Source organism: Acinetobacter tianfuensis (assembly GCF_003611465.1).
GTDB classification, from domain to species: Bacteria; Pseudomonadota; Gammaproteobacteria; order Pseudomonadales; family Moraxellaceae; genus Acinetobacter; species Acinetobacter tianfuensis.
This window is the reverse complement of the sequence record NZ_RAXV01000002.1, coordinates 73,498-89,297: the sequence shown is the minus strand read 5'-3', so window position 1 is coordinate 89,297 and position 15,800 is coordinate 73,498. Positions and strand designations below refer to the sequence as shown.

The 15,800-nt window shown below is 42.4% G+C and carries 13 protein-coding genes; 3 read left to right on the top strand and 10 right to left on the bottom strand.

Annotation, left to right across the window (positions count from 1 at the left end):
* Positions 1-3: 3 nt before the first annotated feature.
* The 4 genes from cyoB to ppsA form a co-directional block, all read right to left on the bottom strand.
* Complete coding sequence (cyoB, locus tag D7V32_RS01855) at positions 4-1,992, bottom strand: cytochrome o ubiquinol oxidase subunit I (protein ID WP_120401229.1); 1,989 nt, start codon at positions 1,990-1,992, stop codon at positions 4-6.
* Positions 1,993-1,995: 3 nt separating this feature from the next.
* Positions 1,996-3,078: a ubiquinol oxidase subunit II gene (gene cyoA / locus D7V32_RS01850; RefSeq protein WP_120401228.1), complete on the bottom strand. Its 1,083-nt coding sequence runs from the start codon at positions 3,076-3,078 to the stop codon at positions 1,996-1,998.
* Positions 3,079-3,381: 303 nt separating this feature from the next.
* Complete coding sequence (locus D7V32_RS01845) at positions 3,382-4,155, bottom strand: RDD family protein (RefSeq protein ID WP_120401227.1); 774 nt, start codon at positions 4,153-4,155, stop codon at positions 3,382-3,384.
* Between the two features lie 335 nt (positions 4,156-4,490).
* Positions 4,491-6,863 (bottom strand): phosphoenolpyruvate synthase, encoded by a 2,373-nt coding sequence (gene ppsA, locus D7V32_RS01840; protein WP_120401226.1) that lies wholly within the window; start codon positions 6,861-6,863, stop codon positions 4,491-4,493.
* A 153-nt stretch (positions 6,864-7,016) separates the two neighbouring features.
* Here ppsA and ppsR point away from each other — a divergent pair, with 153 nt between their 5' ends.
* Entirely contained in the window at positions 7,017-7,853 is an 837-nt protein-coding gene (gene ppsR, locus D7V32_RS01835) for a posphoenolpyruvate synthetase regulatory kinase/phosphorylase PpsR (protein ID WP_120401225.1), read from the top strand.
* A 485-nt stretch (positions 7,854-8,338) separates the two neighbouring features.
* Here ppsR and D7V32_RS01830 read toward each other — a convergent pair whose 3' ends face one another.
* The 4 genes from D7V32_RS01830 to D7V32_RS01815 form a co-directional block, all read right to left on the bottom strand.
* Positions 8,339-8,902 carry an NAD(P)/FAD-dependent oxidoreductase gene (locus D7V32_RS01830; RefSeq protein ID WP_120401224.1) on the bottom strand — a complete coding sequence of 188 codons (564 nt, stop codon included), beginning with the start codon at positions 8,900-8,902 and terminating at the stop codon, positions 8,339-8,341.
* A 233-nt stretch (positions 8,903-9,135) separates the two neighbouring features.
* Positions 9,136-10,140, bottom strand: coding sequence for an LLM class flavin-dependent oxidoreductase (locus D7V32_RS01825; RefSeq protein WP_120401223.1), 1,005 nt, complete (start codon positions 10,138-10,140; stop codon positions 9,136-9,138).
* A gap of 221 nt (positions 10,141-10,361) precedes the next feature.
* A complete protein-coding gene (locus D7V32_RS01820) occupies positions 10,362-10,880 on the bottom strand; it encodes a hypothetical protein (protein WP_120401222.1) in 519 nt (172 codons plus the stop codon).
* 213 nt (positions 10,881-11,093) lie between these two features.
* Positions 11,094-11,522, bottom strand: a complete 429-nt coding sequence (locus D7V32_RS01815) for a hypothetical protein (protein ID WP_120401221.1) — start codon at positions 11,520-11,522, stop codon at positions 11,094-11,096.
* 476 nt (positions 11,523-11,998) lie between these two features.
* Between D7V32_RS01815 and prfA the strand changes: the two genes are divergently transcribed.
* Complete coding sequence (prfA, locus tag D7V32_RS01810) at positions 11,999-13,087, top strand: peptide chain release factor 1 (RefSeq protein ID WP_120401220.1); 1,089 nt, start codon at positions 11,999-12,001, stop codon at positions 13,085-13,087.
* Positions 13,087-13,905 carry a peptide chain release factor N(5)-glutamine methyltransferase gene (gene prmC / locus D7V32_RS01805; protein ID WP_120401219.1) on the top strand — a complete coding sequence of 273 codons (819 nt, stop codon included), beginning with the start codon at positions 13,087-13,089 and terminating at the stop codon, positions 13,903-13,905. Before prfA ends, prmC begins: the two co-directional genes overlap by 1 nt.
* Positions 13,906-14,198: 293 nt before the next feature.
* On the opposite strand, the gene D7V32_RS01800 is transcribed toward prmC, so the two are convergent.
* A complete protein-coding gene (locus tag D7V32_RS01800; protein ID WP_120401218.1) occupies positions 14,199-14,552 on the bottom strand; it encodes a hypothetical protein in 354 nt (117 codons plus the stop codon).
* A gap of 219 nt (positions 14,553-14,771) precedes the next feature.
* Positions 14,772-15,794 carry an AraC family transcriptional regulator gene (locus tag D7V32_RS01795; protein ID WP_407641524.1) on the bottom strand — a complete coding sequence of 341 codons (1,023 nt, stop codon included), beginning with the start codon at positions 15,792-15,794 and terminating at the stop codon, positions 14,772-14,774.
* Positions 15,795-15,800: the final 6 nt, after the last annotated feature.

The window sequence follows — 15,800 nt, the reverse complement described above, 5'->3', positions numbered from 1 at the left end:
GTCTTAGTCCTTCTTCAAGTGTTTTTCAAGAATCGCGTAACGTTCGTTTTCGATGCGCTCAACTTCAGCAGCTGGTACGTAGTAATCCACTTTTTTCGTGAATGACGATACGATGAAGCTGATGATTGCAGCAACGAAAGTTACGACCGCAAGCCACCAAATGTGCCAGATCAACGCGAAGCCCATAACTGTGATAATCATAGCGATTACAAAGCCTGCAGCACGGTTGGTTGGCATATGAATATCTTCATATTTAGTTGGTTTAGCGTAAGCGATACCGTTTTCTTTGTCCGTCCAGAAAGTATCAATACCATTGATCTTTGGAAGGTGAGCAAAGTTATAGAATGGAGCAGGAGATGAAGTCGCCCATTCAAGAACACGGCCATCCCATGCGTCGCCAGTAAGGTCCATATTGTCTTTGCGTTGAAGGAAACCAACAACAATTTGCATAACAAAACAGAAGATACCGATAGCAACAAGTACAGAACCAAAGAAAGCAATAGCTAAGTACGGATCCCATTCTGGGTTGTCATATGTATTCAGACGGCGAGTCATACCCATGAAACCAAGGATATAAAGCGGCATGAATGCAAAGTAGAAACCGAAGAACCAGAACCAGAACGCTGCTTTACCCCAAGCTTCATTAAGCTTCCAGCCGAACATTTTAGGCCAGTAGAAAATGATGCCCGCAAACATTGCAAATACTACACCGCCAATAATTACGTTATGGAAGTGAGCAATTAGGAACAATGAGTTGTGTACAAGGAAGTCAGCTGGTGGAACTGCCATTAATACGCCAGTTAAACCGCCGATACCGAAAGTCACAAGGAAGCCAAGTGTCCAGTACATTGGAGTTGTATACGTGATGCGGCCCTTATACATGGTGAATAACCATGAGAAGATTTTCACACCAGTAGGAATCGCGATGATCATTGTCATGATGCCGAAGAACGCGTTAACGTTGGCACCAGCACCCATTGTAAAGAAGTGGTGAACCCATACAACGAATGAAAGAACTGTAATTGCGATAGTCGCATAAACCATTGACTTGTAGCCGAACAGTGTTTTGCGCGCAAAAGTAGAAGTAACTTCTGAGTAAATACCAAATGCTGGAAGTACCAAGATGTAAACTTCTGGGTGACCCCAAGTCCAGATCAAGTTCACGTACAACATTGGACTGCCGCCCATGTCATTTGTGAAGAAGTGGAAGCCGAAGTAACGGTCAAGTGTCAGCATTGCAATTGTAGCTGTCAACACAGGGAAAGCTGCGATGATCAGTACAGCAGTACAAAGCGCTGTCCACGTGAAAATAGGCATGTCCATAAGTTTCATGCCAGGAGCACGCATCTTCACGATGGTAACGAAGAAGTTAACACCAGTTAGAAGTGTGCCTAGACCAGAAATCTGAAGCGCCCAAATGTAGTAGTCCATACCCACGCCTGGAGAGTATTCGATACCAGACAGTGGAGGGTAAGCCATCCAGCCTGTAGCAGCGAATTCACCAATCGCAAGAGAAGCCATCATTAAGCCTGCAGCGCCGGCAAATAACCAGAAGCTTAGAGAGTTTAATAATGGGAAGGCTACGTCACGTGCACCAATTTGAAGCGGTACTGCAACGTTCATTAAGCCAACAACTAGACCCATGGCTACGAAGAAGATCATGATCACGCCGTGGGCAGTGAAGATCTGGTCATAGTGTTCAGGGTGTAAGTAACCTTCGCCGCCGCCTTTTGCAAGGAACAGCTGCAGACGCATCATGATCGCATCGGCAAAACCGCGCACAAGCATGATGATCGAAACGAAGATATACATGATACCGATTTTTTTATGGTCTACAGATGTGAACCATTCAGTCCACAAATAAGTCCATTTTTTGAAATAAGTGATACCAGCAACAACTGCAATACCACCTAAGATCATCATTGCAACTGTTACCAGTACAATTGGATCGTACGGAATAGCATCCGGACCTAACTTACCTAAGAAGCTCATGTCTTATTCCCCTACAACTTGAGAAGCAGGTTCAACAGCGGCATGCGCTTCAGAAGAAGCAGCCTCATGAGCGCCAGCAGCAGCTGAGTGGTCAGCACCGTGGTAGTTGCTCATGTATTTGTTGATGATTGATTCAAACAAGCCTTGTTCAACAGAAGAGTAATAAGTCACAGGGTGTGGCTGAGTCTTATAAGGACCTTCTTTTTCAGCAGTCGCTGCAAGTTCCTTCTCTAAATCTGTTTTAGCATTGCGTACCATTGCTGCGATTTGCTTGTGCGAACGGTTGCCGTCACGTAAAGATGCAAATTCAGCTTGGTCAAGAACTGTTTTTTGAACAGCGTTAGGGTTAATGCTAGTACCATTGCCTGCTTTAACTGCAGCTACCCATTCAGCGAACTGAGCATCAGTTACAGAGTGAGCGCGGAAACGCATTTGCGAGAAACCATAGCCTGAATAGTTTGACGAGAAACCGCGGTAGCCTTCAGCTGGGCTAGTTTCGTTTGCCAATACATTCAAGTGGGTTTGCATGCCTGCCATGGCATAAATTTGACCAGATAACGCCGGGATGAAGAATGAGTTCATCGTGAAGTTAGAAGTCAATTTAAGCGATACAGGGGTTTTTTCTGGGAAACGAATTTCGTTCACAGTCGCAATGTTTTGCTCTGGGTAAATAAAGATCCATTTGAATTGTTCAGCGATAACTTGAACAGTCAAAGGCGCTTTATCTGATTCTAACGGGCGGTATGGGTCATACTTGTGTGAACCCCACCATGTTAGCCATGCAAGAATAGCAATAATAATACAAGGAATACCCCAAACTACGACTTCAATCGCAGTAGAGTGTGCCCAAGTTGGTTGATAGTCTGCATCTTTATTCGACGCGCGATATTTCCAGCCAAACCATAATGCCATGAGTGCAGATGGAATCACTACAAGAAGCATTAAATAGATCGCAGTCATCATAAGGTCTGATTGACCTTGTGCTACTGGACCTTTTGAGTTTAGAAGTACCATATCACCACCGCACCCAGTTAAGAGTGCAGCCATCGCAGATAAAGACAATACAGCTAAAATTGTTTGTCTCATTTTACAACCTCGGTGAAGAGTCCCATTCCCTAATAAATTATGGGATAGCGATTATAGTGTCGCATGATTAAAAAGTTTTTTTAGACATAGAAAAACCTTCTCAATCATGAGACACCGCTACGTTGTAGGGCATTATGCCTCATATCAAGCAACTTAGCTATACATAAAGAGGCTTTAAATGGCTGTAATAAAAACCAATTTTACTGGTCGGGTTTTTGTTTTTTTTATAGGAATTTTATTTTAATTTCAATTATATAAATAAAAAAAGGATGAGTAATTCATCCTTTTCTGTAAAGTGTAAAATCAGCGTTTTACGACTTTGGTTTTGGCTAATTTGTCGTGCAGCGTCTGACGTTTCGGGCCAAATGCGAATAAATAGTCAATAATGGCCAGAAATAAGAACATAAAATTGAGTAAAATAAATACGATACTGCGTAAAGTGAAGGCGCGCAGCGTAGAGGTTTGCTCGCCAGTTTCAGCGTCTACAATTTGAATTTTAGTCAATTTTTTACCGATACTTTGACCTGATTTAGTAATGAGATAGCCTTGAATCATAAGCATAATAACCAGATAAGCAGTCATAGCCATCCATGCTTGCTGAGAGAACATGTCAAACATTTGGTTCTGCAAGCTTTGGATCAGTGCTGGATTTGCATTCGCATCCATCATAGTTGTCATAAACTGTTCGTTCAGTTTATTGAATGCTGCTGACTCTTGTTCATTAAAAAATGCGGTTAAGATGTATGTCGCAGGCAGCCAAAGCAAGAGGTCTACAATTTTAGCTAAGGCGCGGCTAGGAATAGAGGCTAAGCTTTGTTCGGGTTTCGCTTTAGTTTGACTTGCTGGGGCTGCTGGGTTTGGATTAAAAGTTTGCTGCGGTGCTGCAGGTGCGGTATATCCAGCTGGCTGATACACAAGTTGTCCTTGGGTGAGTTCGCCTAAAGCTTTCCATTCCGTCATGCCTTGATGCCATGCAAGATCTGTAAGCAGAACCTGCTGACTGGCAAGCATCTGATTGAGTTGCTCAATGGTGTATGGGCCAGCTTGTTGGTTATTTCGAGCCAAGTAAATCTGCATAAAACTAAAATCTCAAATAATAATTAGGGATTGTTTAAAAATCCTGTTGTTCCGATTCTATGTAAAAACTGAGTTAAAACAAACAAAAATCTAAAGTTAAAACATTGGGATAATTTCTGTGCTTTCAAGTGCAATGTATTTTTTTAATTTTTTGAATGCGTGATTTTATGGTTTAAGCTTTTGAAAGTAAATGGAATTTAAGCGTGTTTGAGGCGCTTTTCTTTTGTAATGACAGTGTCATTTCTTAAATTTGGCTGCTTGTCGGAATATTTCTGTCAATAAAAAAGGCCCTCAATATGATAGAGGGCCTTTTTTAGATTCAGACGAAGTCTGTATTAGTTGGTTTCTTCACCGGCAAGGAAGAACCAAGTTTCTAATACTGAGTCTGGGTTAAGTGAAACAGAGTCAATGCCTTGTTCCATTAACCAGCGTGCAAGATCTGGGTGGTCTGAAGGACCTTGACCGCAGATGCCTACATATTTGCCAGCTTTGCGGCAAGCTTGGATTGCCATTGAAAGCAGTACTTTAACCGCAGCATCACGCTCATCAAATAGGTGAGATACGATACCAGAGTCACGGTCTAGACCTAGTGTAAGCTGAGTTAAGTCATTTGAACCGATAGAGAAGCCATCGAAGTGTTCAAGGAATTGATCAGCTAACAATGCGTTAGTTGGCAATTCGCACATCATGATGACTTTAAGGCCGTTTTCACCGCGCTTAAGACCATTTAGAGCAAGAAGTTCAATGACACGTTTCGCTTCGTTTACTGTACGAACGAATGGAATCATGATTTGAATGTTGGTTAAGCCCATTTCGTCACGAACTTTCTTCAATGCGCGGCATTCTAATTCGAAGCAGTCACGGAAGTTGTCAGATACATAACGGCTAGCGCCACGGAAGCCCAGCATTGGGTTTTCTTCTTCAGGCTCGTACAGTTTGCCGCCGATCAAGTTTGCATATTCGTTTGACTTGAAGTCAGACATGCGAACGATTACAGGCTTGTCTGCAAATGCCGCTGCAAGGGTAGAAATACCTTCAACCAATTTTTCTACATAGAATTCGATAGGAGAGGCATAACCTGCTGTACGCGCCATAACAGCTGCACGCGTTTCGCGCGGAAGGCTGTCAATATTTAAAAGCGCTTTAGGGTGAACACCAATCATGCGGTTGATGATGAATTCTAAACGTGCAAGGCCGATACCTTCGTTTGGAATTTGAGCAAAGTCAAATGCGCGGTCGGGGTTGCCCACGTTCATCATAATTTTGAACGGAAGTTTAGGCATAGATTCAATTGAGTTCTTTTGAATCTCAAAGTCTAAAGCACCTTCATAGATGAAACCTGTATCGCCTTCAGCACATGAAACAGTCACTTCTTGACCGTCTACAAGCACTTCGGTTGCGTTGCCGCAGCCAACGATTGCAGGAACACCAAGTTCACGCGCAATAATTGCTGCGTGGCAAGTACGGCCGCCGCGGTTTGTTACGATCGCTGCAGCGCGTTTCATTACTGGTTCCCAGTCTGGGTCAGTCATGTCAGATACAAGTACGTCACCGTCTTGTACTTTGTCCATTTCTTTAATAGACGTAACAATACGTACTTTACCAGAACCGATACGCTGACCGATTGAACGGCCTTCACATACAACAGTACCTTTTTGTTTTAATAGGTAGCGTTCCATTGTGCCAACGTTTTCACGGCTTTTCACTGTTTCTGGACGTGCTTGAACGATGTAGATTTGACCGTCATCACCATCTTTCGCCCATTCAATGTCCATCGGAGCTTGGTAATGTTCTTCAATGATCAGTGCTTGTTTAGCAAGTTCTTGAAGTTCGTGGTCATTTAACGCGAATTGCTGGCGTTCAGTTTTTTCAACGTCTACAACAACAACAGATTTACCTGCAGCGCCTTCTTCACCATAAATCATTTTTTGGTGTTTAGAGCCAAGGTTACGGCGAAGTACAGCGTGTTTGCCTGCTTTTAGAAGCGGTTTAGAAATGTAGAATTCGTCAGGGTTAACTGCGCCTTGTACAACCATTTCGCCTAAGCCATAAGATGCTGTAATAAATACTGCATCACGGAAGCCTGATTCTGTATCAAGTGTGAACATTACACCAGCGGCGCCAGTTTCAGAACGAACCATGCGCTGGATGCCTGCAGAAAGGGCCACAACGTCATGTGCAAAGTTTTGGTGTACACGGTAAGAGATTGCGCGGTCGTTATAAAGTGATGCAAAAACTTCTTTAATTGCGATCAGAACGTTGTCGATACCGCGGATATTTAGGAACGTTTCTTGCTGACCAGCAAAAGATGCATCTGGCAAGTCTTCTGCAGTTGCAGATGAACGAACAGCGACTGCGATATCTGGGTTGCCATTTGAAAGAGCTTCAAATGCAGTGCGGATTTCTTTTTCAAGTTCTGCAGTAAGCGGAGTATCTACGATCCATTGGCGGATTTTTGCGCCTGTTTCAGCAAGAGCGATGACATCGTCAACATTCAATGCTGCAAGTTCTGCATTAATTTTAGCGTTTAGGCCGCTTTGCTCGAGAAATTCACGATACGCTTGAGCAGTAGTTGCAAAACCGCCCGGGACTGAAACACCAGCATTTGACAAATGGCTGATCATTTCACCCAGAGATGAGTTTTTCCCGCCTACCAGTTCAACGTCATGTTTCCCTAATTTTTCTAGACCAATTACGCGCGCTTCCAAAGTTGTTACTCCACTTTTGCAGTATTAATCACTATCTTGGCATGAAATTATAACAAATTACTTAGCATTTGAGTTTTACTAAGTGACAGTCATGTAAGATGGTTTACTATAAAGATTATATAGTACTTAGACAAATATTTGAGGAGAATTTTAATGTCAGAGGATAAACAAATTAAGCGCAGCGTATTTTTTGTTTCTGACGGCACAGCGATTACGGCTGAAACCCTTGGCCACTCTTTGCTTGCGCAGTTTCCGCATGTAGATTTTGACATTCATATTATTCCTTATATTGCAACCGAAGAAGCCGCTACAAATGTGGTGGAGGAGATCAATCAGCGCGCATTGGCAGACGGTGTGCCGCCATTGGTCTTTGATACTCTGGTTGACCCTTATGTACGTGATATTATTAATACTGCAAATGCTGTAAATCTTGATGTATTTGAAGGGCTTATCAGTAAGCTTTCTGATGAGCTGGGGACGCTGCCTACAACTTTAGTCGGGCAGACCCATGCCGTGACAGATTCTGAGTCTTATAAAGCGCGTATTGATGCAGTTCATTTCGCTTTAGACAATGATGACGGTGCGCGCACCCGTCATTATGATAAGGCTGATTTGATCCTTATTGGGGTTTCGCGTTCGGGCAAAACGCCGACTTCTATTTATCTTTCATTGCAGTTTGGAATTCGTGTTGCAAACTATCCGTTAACGGAAGAAGATTTGGATGACAACCGCTTGCCGTCTGTATTAAGAGAGCATAAACATAAGCTTTTTGGCTTAATGATTGATGCAGAACGGCTTGTTGCAATTCGAACAGAGCGTAAAGCGAACAGCCGCTATGCAAGTTTTAGCCAATGTCAAATGGAGCTGCGCGCTGTGGAAGGTATTTATATTTCGGAAGGCATTAAATATTTAAATGTGTCGGAAATGTCGATTGAAGAAATTTCAACACGCGTATTGCAAATGACGGGCTTGAAGCGACGCATTGGCTAATGCTGAAGAGAGCTGCTTTGGCAGCTCTTTTGTTATAATAAGAAGCTATATATTTATAAGAAAATAATATCAGCATACATTAGATAAATCGTTTCTATATGGTCATTTTTTATAAAAATATTCTGTTGCTAGAGTGCTTTAGTCGGCTGTAATATAGTTTGGTGCAGGTATTTTTTAGCAATTCGATTGAAATGACTGTAAAGAGATTAATTGCTAAGAATGATGATATTTACTGTTTTTAGCCTTTTTTGAGAATAAAAATACACACTTTTCGCGGTCTAGAATAGGTGCTTTTTCTAAACCGTGTTGTGTTTAAATGTCTTTTTTTTAAGCATCTTGAGATCGGTATTTTGATTTTGGGATGTCAAAAATGATGATTTTTTATTACTTATAGCTGTTTTTATACACTTCAAGACATGAATGATTTACTGAAGACTCAATAAAAGCCTGCTTTAATTATAAAAAACAGGCTATATTTGAGGCGGTTAAAGCAGTTTTATATGGTGAATAATGACATCACATTGGTATAAATGTTCATTAATTGCCTGTACGTCTGAAGCATGAATTTTCATGATTGGCCACGTCACCAATGTACAATTGGGCCGCTGCAGTGCGGCGTAATATGAATCTGACTTTAAAAAAACTTTATTTTGATTGGCTGTATTGGGCATAAGCAAATGACGCAGCCATGTATCTTTGACTTGATCTTCTAAAAAGCGTAAAGCCAATAAACTTTTAATCCGGTTGTTAAACAGTCTGCGGTTTTTAATCACGAGCGGGTGCTGAATCAATTTATGGATAAAACGTTCTGTTTTAGGCAAGACAAAATGCGGCCTTAATTGAAATACCGCCACTTGCTGCGCCTGATCACAAATAGAGTTCAAATGAGTCGCGGTATCTTGATCAATGCCGATCAGCGCTACATTTTTTTGGTTAAAGTCAAAGTCTTTAACTTCTTTAGATGAGAGCAGAACACCTTTAAATGCGGTGAAATCTATAAGTTCATTTTTAAATGCCTGATGTCCTGTATCGGGCTTTTTATTGACCATGGTCTTATCCTAGAGCATTTTTATTAATCGTTGTTTTGGAGAGGCGCCTGACTATAAATAACGAATAAAAGGGCGGAGGTAAAATGAGTTATGTAATCTGAACAGTCATTCTGTATTTTTTGAGACTGATGATAAGCAATAGAGTTTTAAGTTGATGCGATAGAGGTATTTCAGGCAGCTGAAAAATAAAAACCGCAATGCTGCGGTTTTTATTTCACGTGAATAAATCAGAATTATAGGGTGCTTCTGATATGCATTAGCCGTTCAAAATTTTCTAAGCGTTTTTGTGTGTCATAAATGTCGCAGGTAAAAATAAATTCATCAACATCGTAACGGCTGAGCAGATTTTCTAAACCTGCTTTTACAGTGGCATTTGAGCCAACTTGTCCCATGCCGTAAAAACTTTGTACCGACAGTTTTTCTGATGCAGACCAAAGTTCATCCATATTTTCTACAGGCGGTTTTAACAGGCCGCGCTGGTTGCGGAACATCGCTAATACCCGCTGATATGGCGATGTAGCAAGATATTGAGCTTCCGCATCAGTTTCGGCAATGATGCTCGGTACACCCATAGAGACATAAGGTTGATCTAAATACTCAGAAGGCTGGAAATTGTCACGGTACAATTGAATGGCTTGGCCTAACATACGCGGCGCAAAGTGTGAGGCAAATGAATATGGCAGGCCTAATTGAGCTGCCAGCTGTGCGCTGAATAGGCTTGATCCTAAGAGCCAAACAGGAACATATGTGCTTTGGCCTGGTGTGGCAATAATGCGCTGGTTGGGCATAGGATCTTTAAAATATTGCAAAATCTCTGTGACATCTCGCGGAAATTGATCTTCGGTTTCTTGATGTCCGCGGCGTAAAGCGCGCATAGTATTTTGGTCTGTGCCGGGTGCGCGGCCCAAACCCAGCTCAATACGGTTAGGGTATAAGGTTGCTAGTGTGCCAAACTGTTCCGCTACAACCAGTGGAGCATGGTTGGGCAGCATAATACCGCCAGAGCCTAATTTGATGGTTTTTGTATGCGCGAGCAGCTGGCCAAGCAGCACGGCTGTTGCGGAACTGGCAATACCGGCCATATTGTGGTGTTCGGCAACCCATAAGCGTTCGTAGCCAAGTTTTTCAGCATGCTGCGCCAGTTCTGCTGCATGATGTAAAGCATCTGCAATGGTTTTGCCTTCGCGGACTGGCGCCAGTTCTAAAATTGAAAACTTAGTTTCATGTAAAGCGCGCATAACATATCTCTAAAACTGTATATCGTGAGAATACGATATAAGAGTGTTTTTGTATATCGCTTTTTTGCGATATTTGTGCGGGATGAATATTTAAAACAAAACAGCAGCGCTGCACAGCGGATTTTTTTATTTTAAAATTAATGGATGCGGGCGTAAAAAAGACCAGTGCTAAAATATAAAAAGCGCCTTCAGGCGCTTTTTATATTTTGATAATGAACATTTTAACGGCGTTTACCATTTTTATAATGGCCTAGGTGTAAGCCGTTATCACGTTTGTAGTCACGGTCATTGTAACGATAGCTGCTAGAGCGGTAACCGCGGTCATTGTAACGGCGGTCATAGCGGTCATCATAACGGTCGTCATAGCGGCGGTCTTCGCTGACTTTTTTACCTAATACCGAACCGCCAGCTGAACCTGCTGCTGCGCCAATATATCCGCCAGTTGTGCCGCCCATATTTTTACCGACAGTATAGCCGCCAGCACCGCCTAGAGCGCCGCCGATGATTGCGCCATTACGGTCACGTTTATTGGCAGCAGCTGCAGCGCCTGCGCCGCCGCCAATTGCAGAACCAATCATCGCGCCAGTTGTACCGCCAACTTGATTGCCGATTGCTGCGCCTACCACACCGCCTAAAGCTGATGTTAAGGCAGTATTTGTTGAGTTGCCTGCATTTGCAGTTGTCATTGTTAATGCAGAAGCGGTAAATACGGCTCCGAATAAAATAGCTTTGATTTTCATTTTTAAACTCCTAGGAGCACACTGTTTAATCTATACATTTAATTTATCTAAGCATTGAGGGATGATGATGGAGGTGATTAGTGTTTTGCTGAAACAGATTGTCAATGTTGTGTAATTATTCTCTATGATTCATTCATTTTTATCTGATTAAGCAAGCGAGCTTGTGCAAGCTATAAAAAAAGCACCCGAAGGTGCTTTTTAAACAGACTGAAATTAGTGGCCGCGGCGGTGTTTTTTGTATTTTTTGCTGTATTTGCGGTCATCGTAGTGACGGTCTTCAGACACTTTTTTACCCAGTACTGAACCGCCAGCTGCACCAAGTGCTGAACCGATATAACCGCCTGTTGAGCCGCCCATATTTTTACCGACAGCATATCCGCCAGCGCCGCCAAGACCGCCGCCAATGGCTGCAGCTGTACGGTCACGTTTGTTCGTTGCTGCAGCAGCGCCGCCAGCACCGCCAATTGCAGAACCGATCATTGCACCAGTGTTGCCGCCCATTTGTTTGCCAATTGCTGTACCGGCTACACTGCCTAAAGCAGAAGTTGCTGCAATACGAGTTGAGTTATCTGCATGTGCGCTTACTGTAAATAGTGATGCTGTTGCTAAAGCAGCGCTCATTAAAAATGCATTCATTTTCATGTGAAACTCCATGTCCCTATTGGCAGGACGTATTATTTAATCGATGGATAGAATGTAACAAAAGTCCTGTTTAAAAATGTGGAGAGCTGCCTAGAGAAGTGCTGTGCTTTGGTGTGTGGAATGTTTCAGCTTTGTAACAAAAGTAAGAAAGCTGGCTAAGCTTTATTCAATGTGCTGAAAAAATGAAGGAAATCGGGAGAAAGAATGGGTTTTCCTGCTTTGTGTTTTGGGTGAAATACGTCGCTGAAATAAGAACGAGCAGAAATGCAGTGATTGGCTAAAAGTGCAAAAGGAATGTCATTGGAAAATACAGCATGAAATTTTTCTCAAAATAAAACGCCGTTTCAGCTGTCAGAATGTATGCAAAACCGCAATATATATGTCTTTTAGGCAGCAGAATGAGTAAACTAAGCGCAATTTATAAATGATCTGTTTTTTGTTTAGCAAAGAGCAGCAGCTATTGAGATATTTTTACAATGAAAGAATCGTTACGTTTACGATTAGATCAGCTTTCTGACCGTCACGAAGAATTAACGGCGTTATTGGCCGATGTTGAAGTTATTTCTGACAATAAGCGCTTTCGTCAGCTTTCTCGTGAGCATAGTGATTTAACAGAAATCACTGAAGTTTGGCATAAATATACTCAAGCAGAAGCAGATATTGAAACAGCTGAAGCTATGCTGTCAGATCCAGATTTTAAGGAAATGGCGCAGGAAGAAATTAAAGACAATAAGGCGCTGATCGCAAGTTTGGAAGCAGATCTCAATATCTTAATGATTCCAAAAGATCCGAATGATGCAAACTCTGCCTATTTAGAGATTCGCGCTGGTACAGGCGGTGATGAAGCAGCAATTTTCTCGGGTGACTTGTACCGTATGTATAGTAAATATGCTGAGTCACAAGGCTGGCGTATTGAAGTGCTGTCAGAAAATAATGGTGAACACGGCGGCTATAAAGAAGTGATCTGCCTCATTAATGGTGAAGGGGTTTATGGCCGTTTGAAGTTTGAAAGCGGCGCACACCGTGTACAGCGTGTGCCTGCAACGGAATCTCAAGGCCGTGTACATACATCCGCGTGTACAGTTGCCATTCTTCCAGAGGTTGATGTCGATACCACTGTAGAAATTAATCCTTCAGAACTTCGCATTGATACTTACCGCGCATCAGGCGCGGGTGGTCAGCACATTAACAAAACAGATTCTGCTGTACGTATTACGCATCTTCCAACAGGCACTGTAGTTGAATGTCAGGATGAACGTTCACAGCATAAAAACAAAGCCAAAGCGATGGCGCTGCTGGTATCACGTTTAGAAAATGCCAAACGTGCTGCTGCCGATGCTGCAACTTCTGAAATGCGCCGTGACTTGGTGGGTTCAGGCGACCGTTCTGAACGCATCCGTACCTATAATTACCCGCAAGGCCGTATGACGGATCACCGTATCAACTTAACACTATATAAGTTAGATGCAGTCATGGAAGGTGATTTAACAGAATTGCTTGATAGCTTGCACCGCGAATATCAAGCTGATCAGCTGGCGTTATTAGCGCAGCAGAATGGTGGCTAATGAATATTGCACAGGCTTTGGCCTACCGAGGTGAACCTGAAAGCTATGAGCGTCAGGAAAATGCGTGGCTGTTAGAACACATCACCAAAATTGATTCTTTTGATTTAATCATGAAAAAGGATCAAGAACTGACTGCCGAGCAAGAGCAGCAATATGTTGATGGCCTTGCACGTATCGCAGCTGGCGAGCCTTTGGCTTATGTTACCGGTTCTCAGCCATTTTGGACTTTAGATCTGAAAGTAACTAAAGATACTTTAGTGCCGCGCCCAGATACTGAAGTTTTGGTAGAAACTGTACTGCGTTTAGACTTGCCTGAAGATGCCCGTGTGGTGGATTTGGGAACAGGAACAGGTGCAATTGCCTTATCTTTAGCCAGTGAGCGCCCAAATTGGTCAGTAGCCGCTTCGGATATTTACGAGCCAACTTTAGAAGTGGCAGAGTTTAATGCGAAAAAGCATGATCTTGAGCATGTACAATTTGTATTGGGTTCATGGTTAAAACCTTTTGGCCGCGCCTTTTTTGATGTGATTGTATCGAATCCGCCATATATTGATGCAGATGACATCCATATGAAAGATTTAGCAACAGAGCCTGAACGTGCTTTAGTTGCTGATAAGCATGGTCTTGCAGATATTGAGCAAATTATTCAGCAAGGCAAAAAGCATTTAACCGTTAATGGCTGGGTTGCGCTTGAACACGGTTATGATCAAGGTGACGCAGTACGCCATCTGTTCTTACAGGCAGGTTACCGTGAGGTGCGCACTGTAAAAGACTACGGCGGTAATGATCGGGTAACTTTGGGTCAGTGGCCACACTAAATCGGGCCAATAGAAAAAGCGCATTGATTGCGCTTTTTTTAGGTCTATGCTTTGAATTGGGTAAAATTATAAGATGAAGCAGAAAGCACAATGCTGTAAATGGAACTTATGTATTGGATTATACGTGTATTAAATAAAGAAATTGAATAAATGGAAATAAGCTTATATTGTGAATTAAGGCCCTAAAATGGCCTCTCTGCATGATAAAAAACACAGCTTATTCAATCTGTTTGTTGAATGAAAATTCAGCAATAAAAAACGGCCTGTTCAGGCCGTTTTTTATTGCTTGCCAATTACATCGGGTAATCTTGCAGGCACTCAGAAATTTCAACTTGATTTAAAGCATCTGTTTCAACGGCAAGGCAGTACGCGACAATTTTTGCTGTTGCAGGAATAAGGCTTTCATCTTTAAGATTTGCGCCAGCTTGAATCTCTGCCACTGTTTCTGCAGAGATATCTAATGCTTGAGCAAGTTCAGCTGCTTGGTCATTTAAGAAGAAAGCAGACATGATATTGGCTAAGTCAATGTCAGAGATATTAAGCAACTCTTGATGAAACTGAACTTCACTGTGTTCAGCATTATCAAAAATAGATTCAGAAAAATTTTGTACTAAGCTTTGCTCGAGTACATCAATCATCTTAAGCATGCGGGAGCCCTTGAGGTGATCAGTGGAGATTTGGATACAGCCGAAAAAAAGCAAAACGCTTCGAATTGAGTGAAAATTATACTAATCTAGACTAAAGTTCAATCTTTTAGGGATGAATGGCCAGTCGTTTTTATTTGTGGAAACTGTGAGTTATTTCACTATTTTTTCAAATGAAATTAAAAAATGAATATAAAACAGCAGTATCCACTTCAATGTTTTTTAGTTTTGATCGAATAAATGGTGTTGTCGGTATGCGCCAGGGTTTAAACCCGTCCATTTTTTAAAAGCGCGGTGAAAAGCGCTGGCATCATGAAAATTCAGCTGTTCACTGATATCTTGCAGTGTCAGCTCAGGCTGTGTCAGTAAATCAATTGCTAAATCCCGTTTTAAATCATTTTTCAGCTGCTGGAAGTTTAAGCCCTCTTGTTTGAGGCGTCTTTGCATTGTTGCTTCAGACATATTGAACTGCTGCGCCAGCTCACCAAGTTCCGCCCAATGAACAGTGCTGGTTTGCAAAAGGTGTTTACGGATTTGATGGCTGAGCGCATTTGGATTTTTAAAACGAACCAGCAGGTTATAGGGCGTATGGCGAATAAATTTATGCCATGCTTTTTGATCTTGTTTAATTGGAATATTTAAGTAAGCAGCATCAAACTGTATATAGTTTTCATCTGCTTGATACTGAATGTCATCACAAAAGCGAACTTTATAGTCACTGTCATCTTCTGGCGGAAGGCATTTGAGCTGTATGCGGTTAAGCACGATCCGCTGTCCGCTTAGCCAGCACAGCAGGCCGTGAATCAGCATCAGATAGGTCGCATAGCTGAACATGCGTTTGGGCTGCTGCATATCCTGAATTACGATGTAGGCGTAATTTTCTTCTGCGAAGGCTTTGCTTTGAAAGTCATCCAGTACGGCATTGAGGAACTGCAAAATATGTGTCAGCGCTTTTTGAACATTGGCTGATTGAAGGGCAGATTTACTGAGAAACGTGTAGCTGCCGCGGCGCATCGGGTGGCTGTCCATGCCAAAAAATTCATCATTCATTGTATTTGCCAGTACGATCCAGAGCTGTGCAAACTGACTGACAGAAACACGGGTTTTATCGGACTGCAGCAGATCAGGCGCTATGCCAGCCTGTGTCAGCAGCGCCGCCGTATCCAGCTGCTGTTTTTGAGCATCCAATAGCGCTTCTTTGACTAATCGAATGGATATCGTTCCTTTAAATGCATCGTATTCCAAATCACT

Bases quoted from the DNA above. Each gene is read 5' to 3' on its own strand.
- cyoB (WP_120401229.1), bottom strand. From the start codon at position 1,992: ATGAGCTTCTTAGGTAAGTTAGGTCCGGATGCTATTCCGTACGATCCA.
- cyoA (WP_120401228.1), bottom strand. From the start codon at position 3,078: ATGAGACAAACAATTTTAGCTGTATTGTCTTTATCTGCGATGGCTGCA.
- D7V32_RS01845 (WP_120401227.1), bottom strand. From the start codon at position 4,155: ATGCAGATTTACTTGGCTCGAAATAACCAACAAGCTGGCCCATACACC.
- ppsR (WP_120401225.1), top strand. From the start codon at position 7,017: ATGTCAGAGGATAAACAAATTAAGCGCAGCGTATTTTTTGTTTCTGAC.
- D7V32_RS01830 (WP_120401224.1), bottom strand. From the start codon at position 8,902: ATGGTCAATAAAAAGCCCGATACAGGACATCAGGCATTTAAAAATGAA.
- D7V32_RS01825 (WP_120401223.1), bottom strand. From the start codon at position 10,140: ATGCGCGCTTTACATGAAACTAAGTTTTCAATTTTAGAACTGGCGCCA.
- D7V32_RS01820 (WP_120401222.1), bottom strand. From the start codon at position 10,880: ATGAAAATCAAAGCTATTTTATTCGGAGCCGTATTTACCGCTTCTGCA.
- D7V32_RS01815 (WP_120401221.1), bottom strand. From the start codon at position 11,522: ATGAAAATGAATGCATTTTTAATGAGCGCTGCTTTAGCAACAGCATCA.
- prfA (WP_120401220.1), top strand. From the start codon at position 11,999: ATGAAAGAATCGTTACGTTTACGATTAGATCAGCTTTCTGACCGTCAC.
- prmC (WP_120401219.1), top strand. From the start codon at position 13,087: ATGAATATTGCACAGGCTTTGGCCTACCGAGGTGAACCTGAAAGCTAT.
- D7V32_RS01800 (WP_120401218.1), bottom strand. From the start codon at position 14,552: ATGCTTAAGATGATTGATGTACTCGAGCAAAGCTTAGTACAAAATTTT.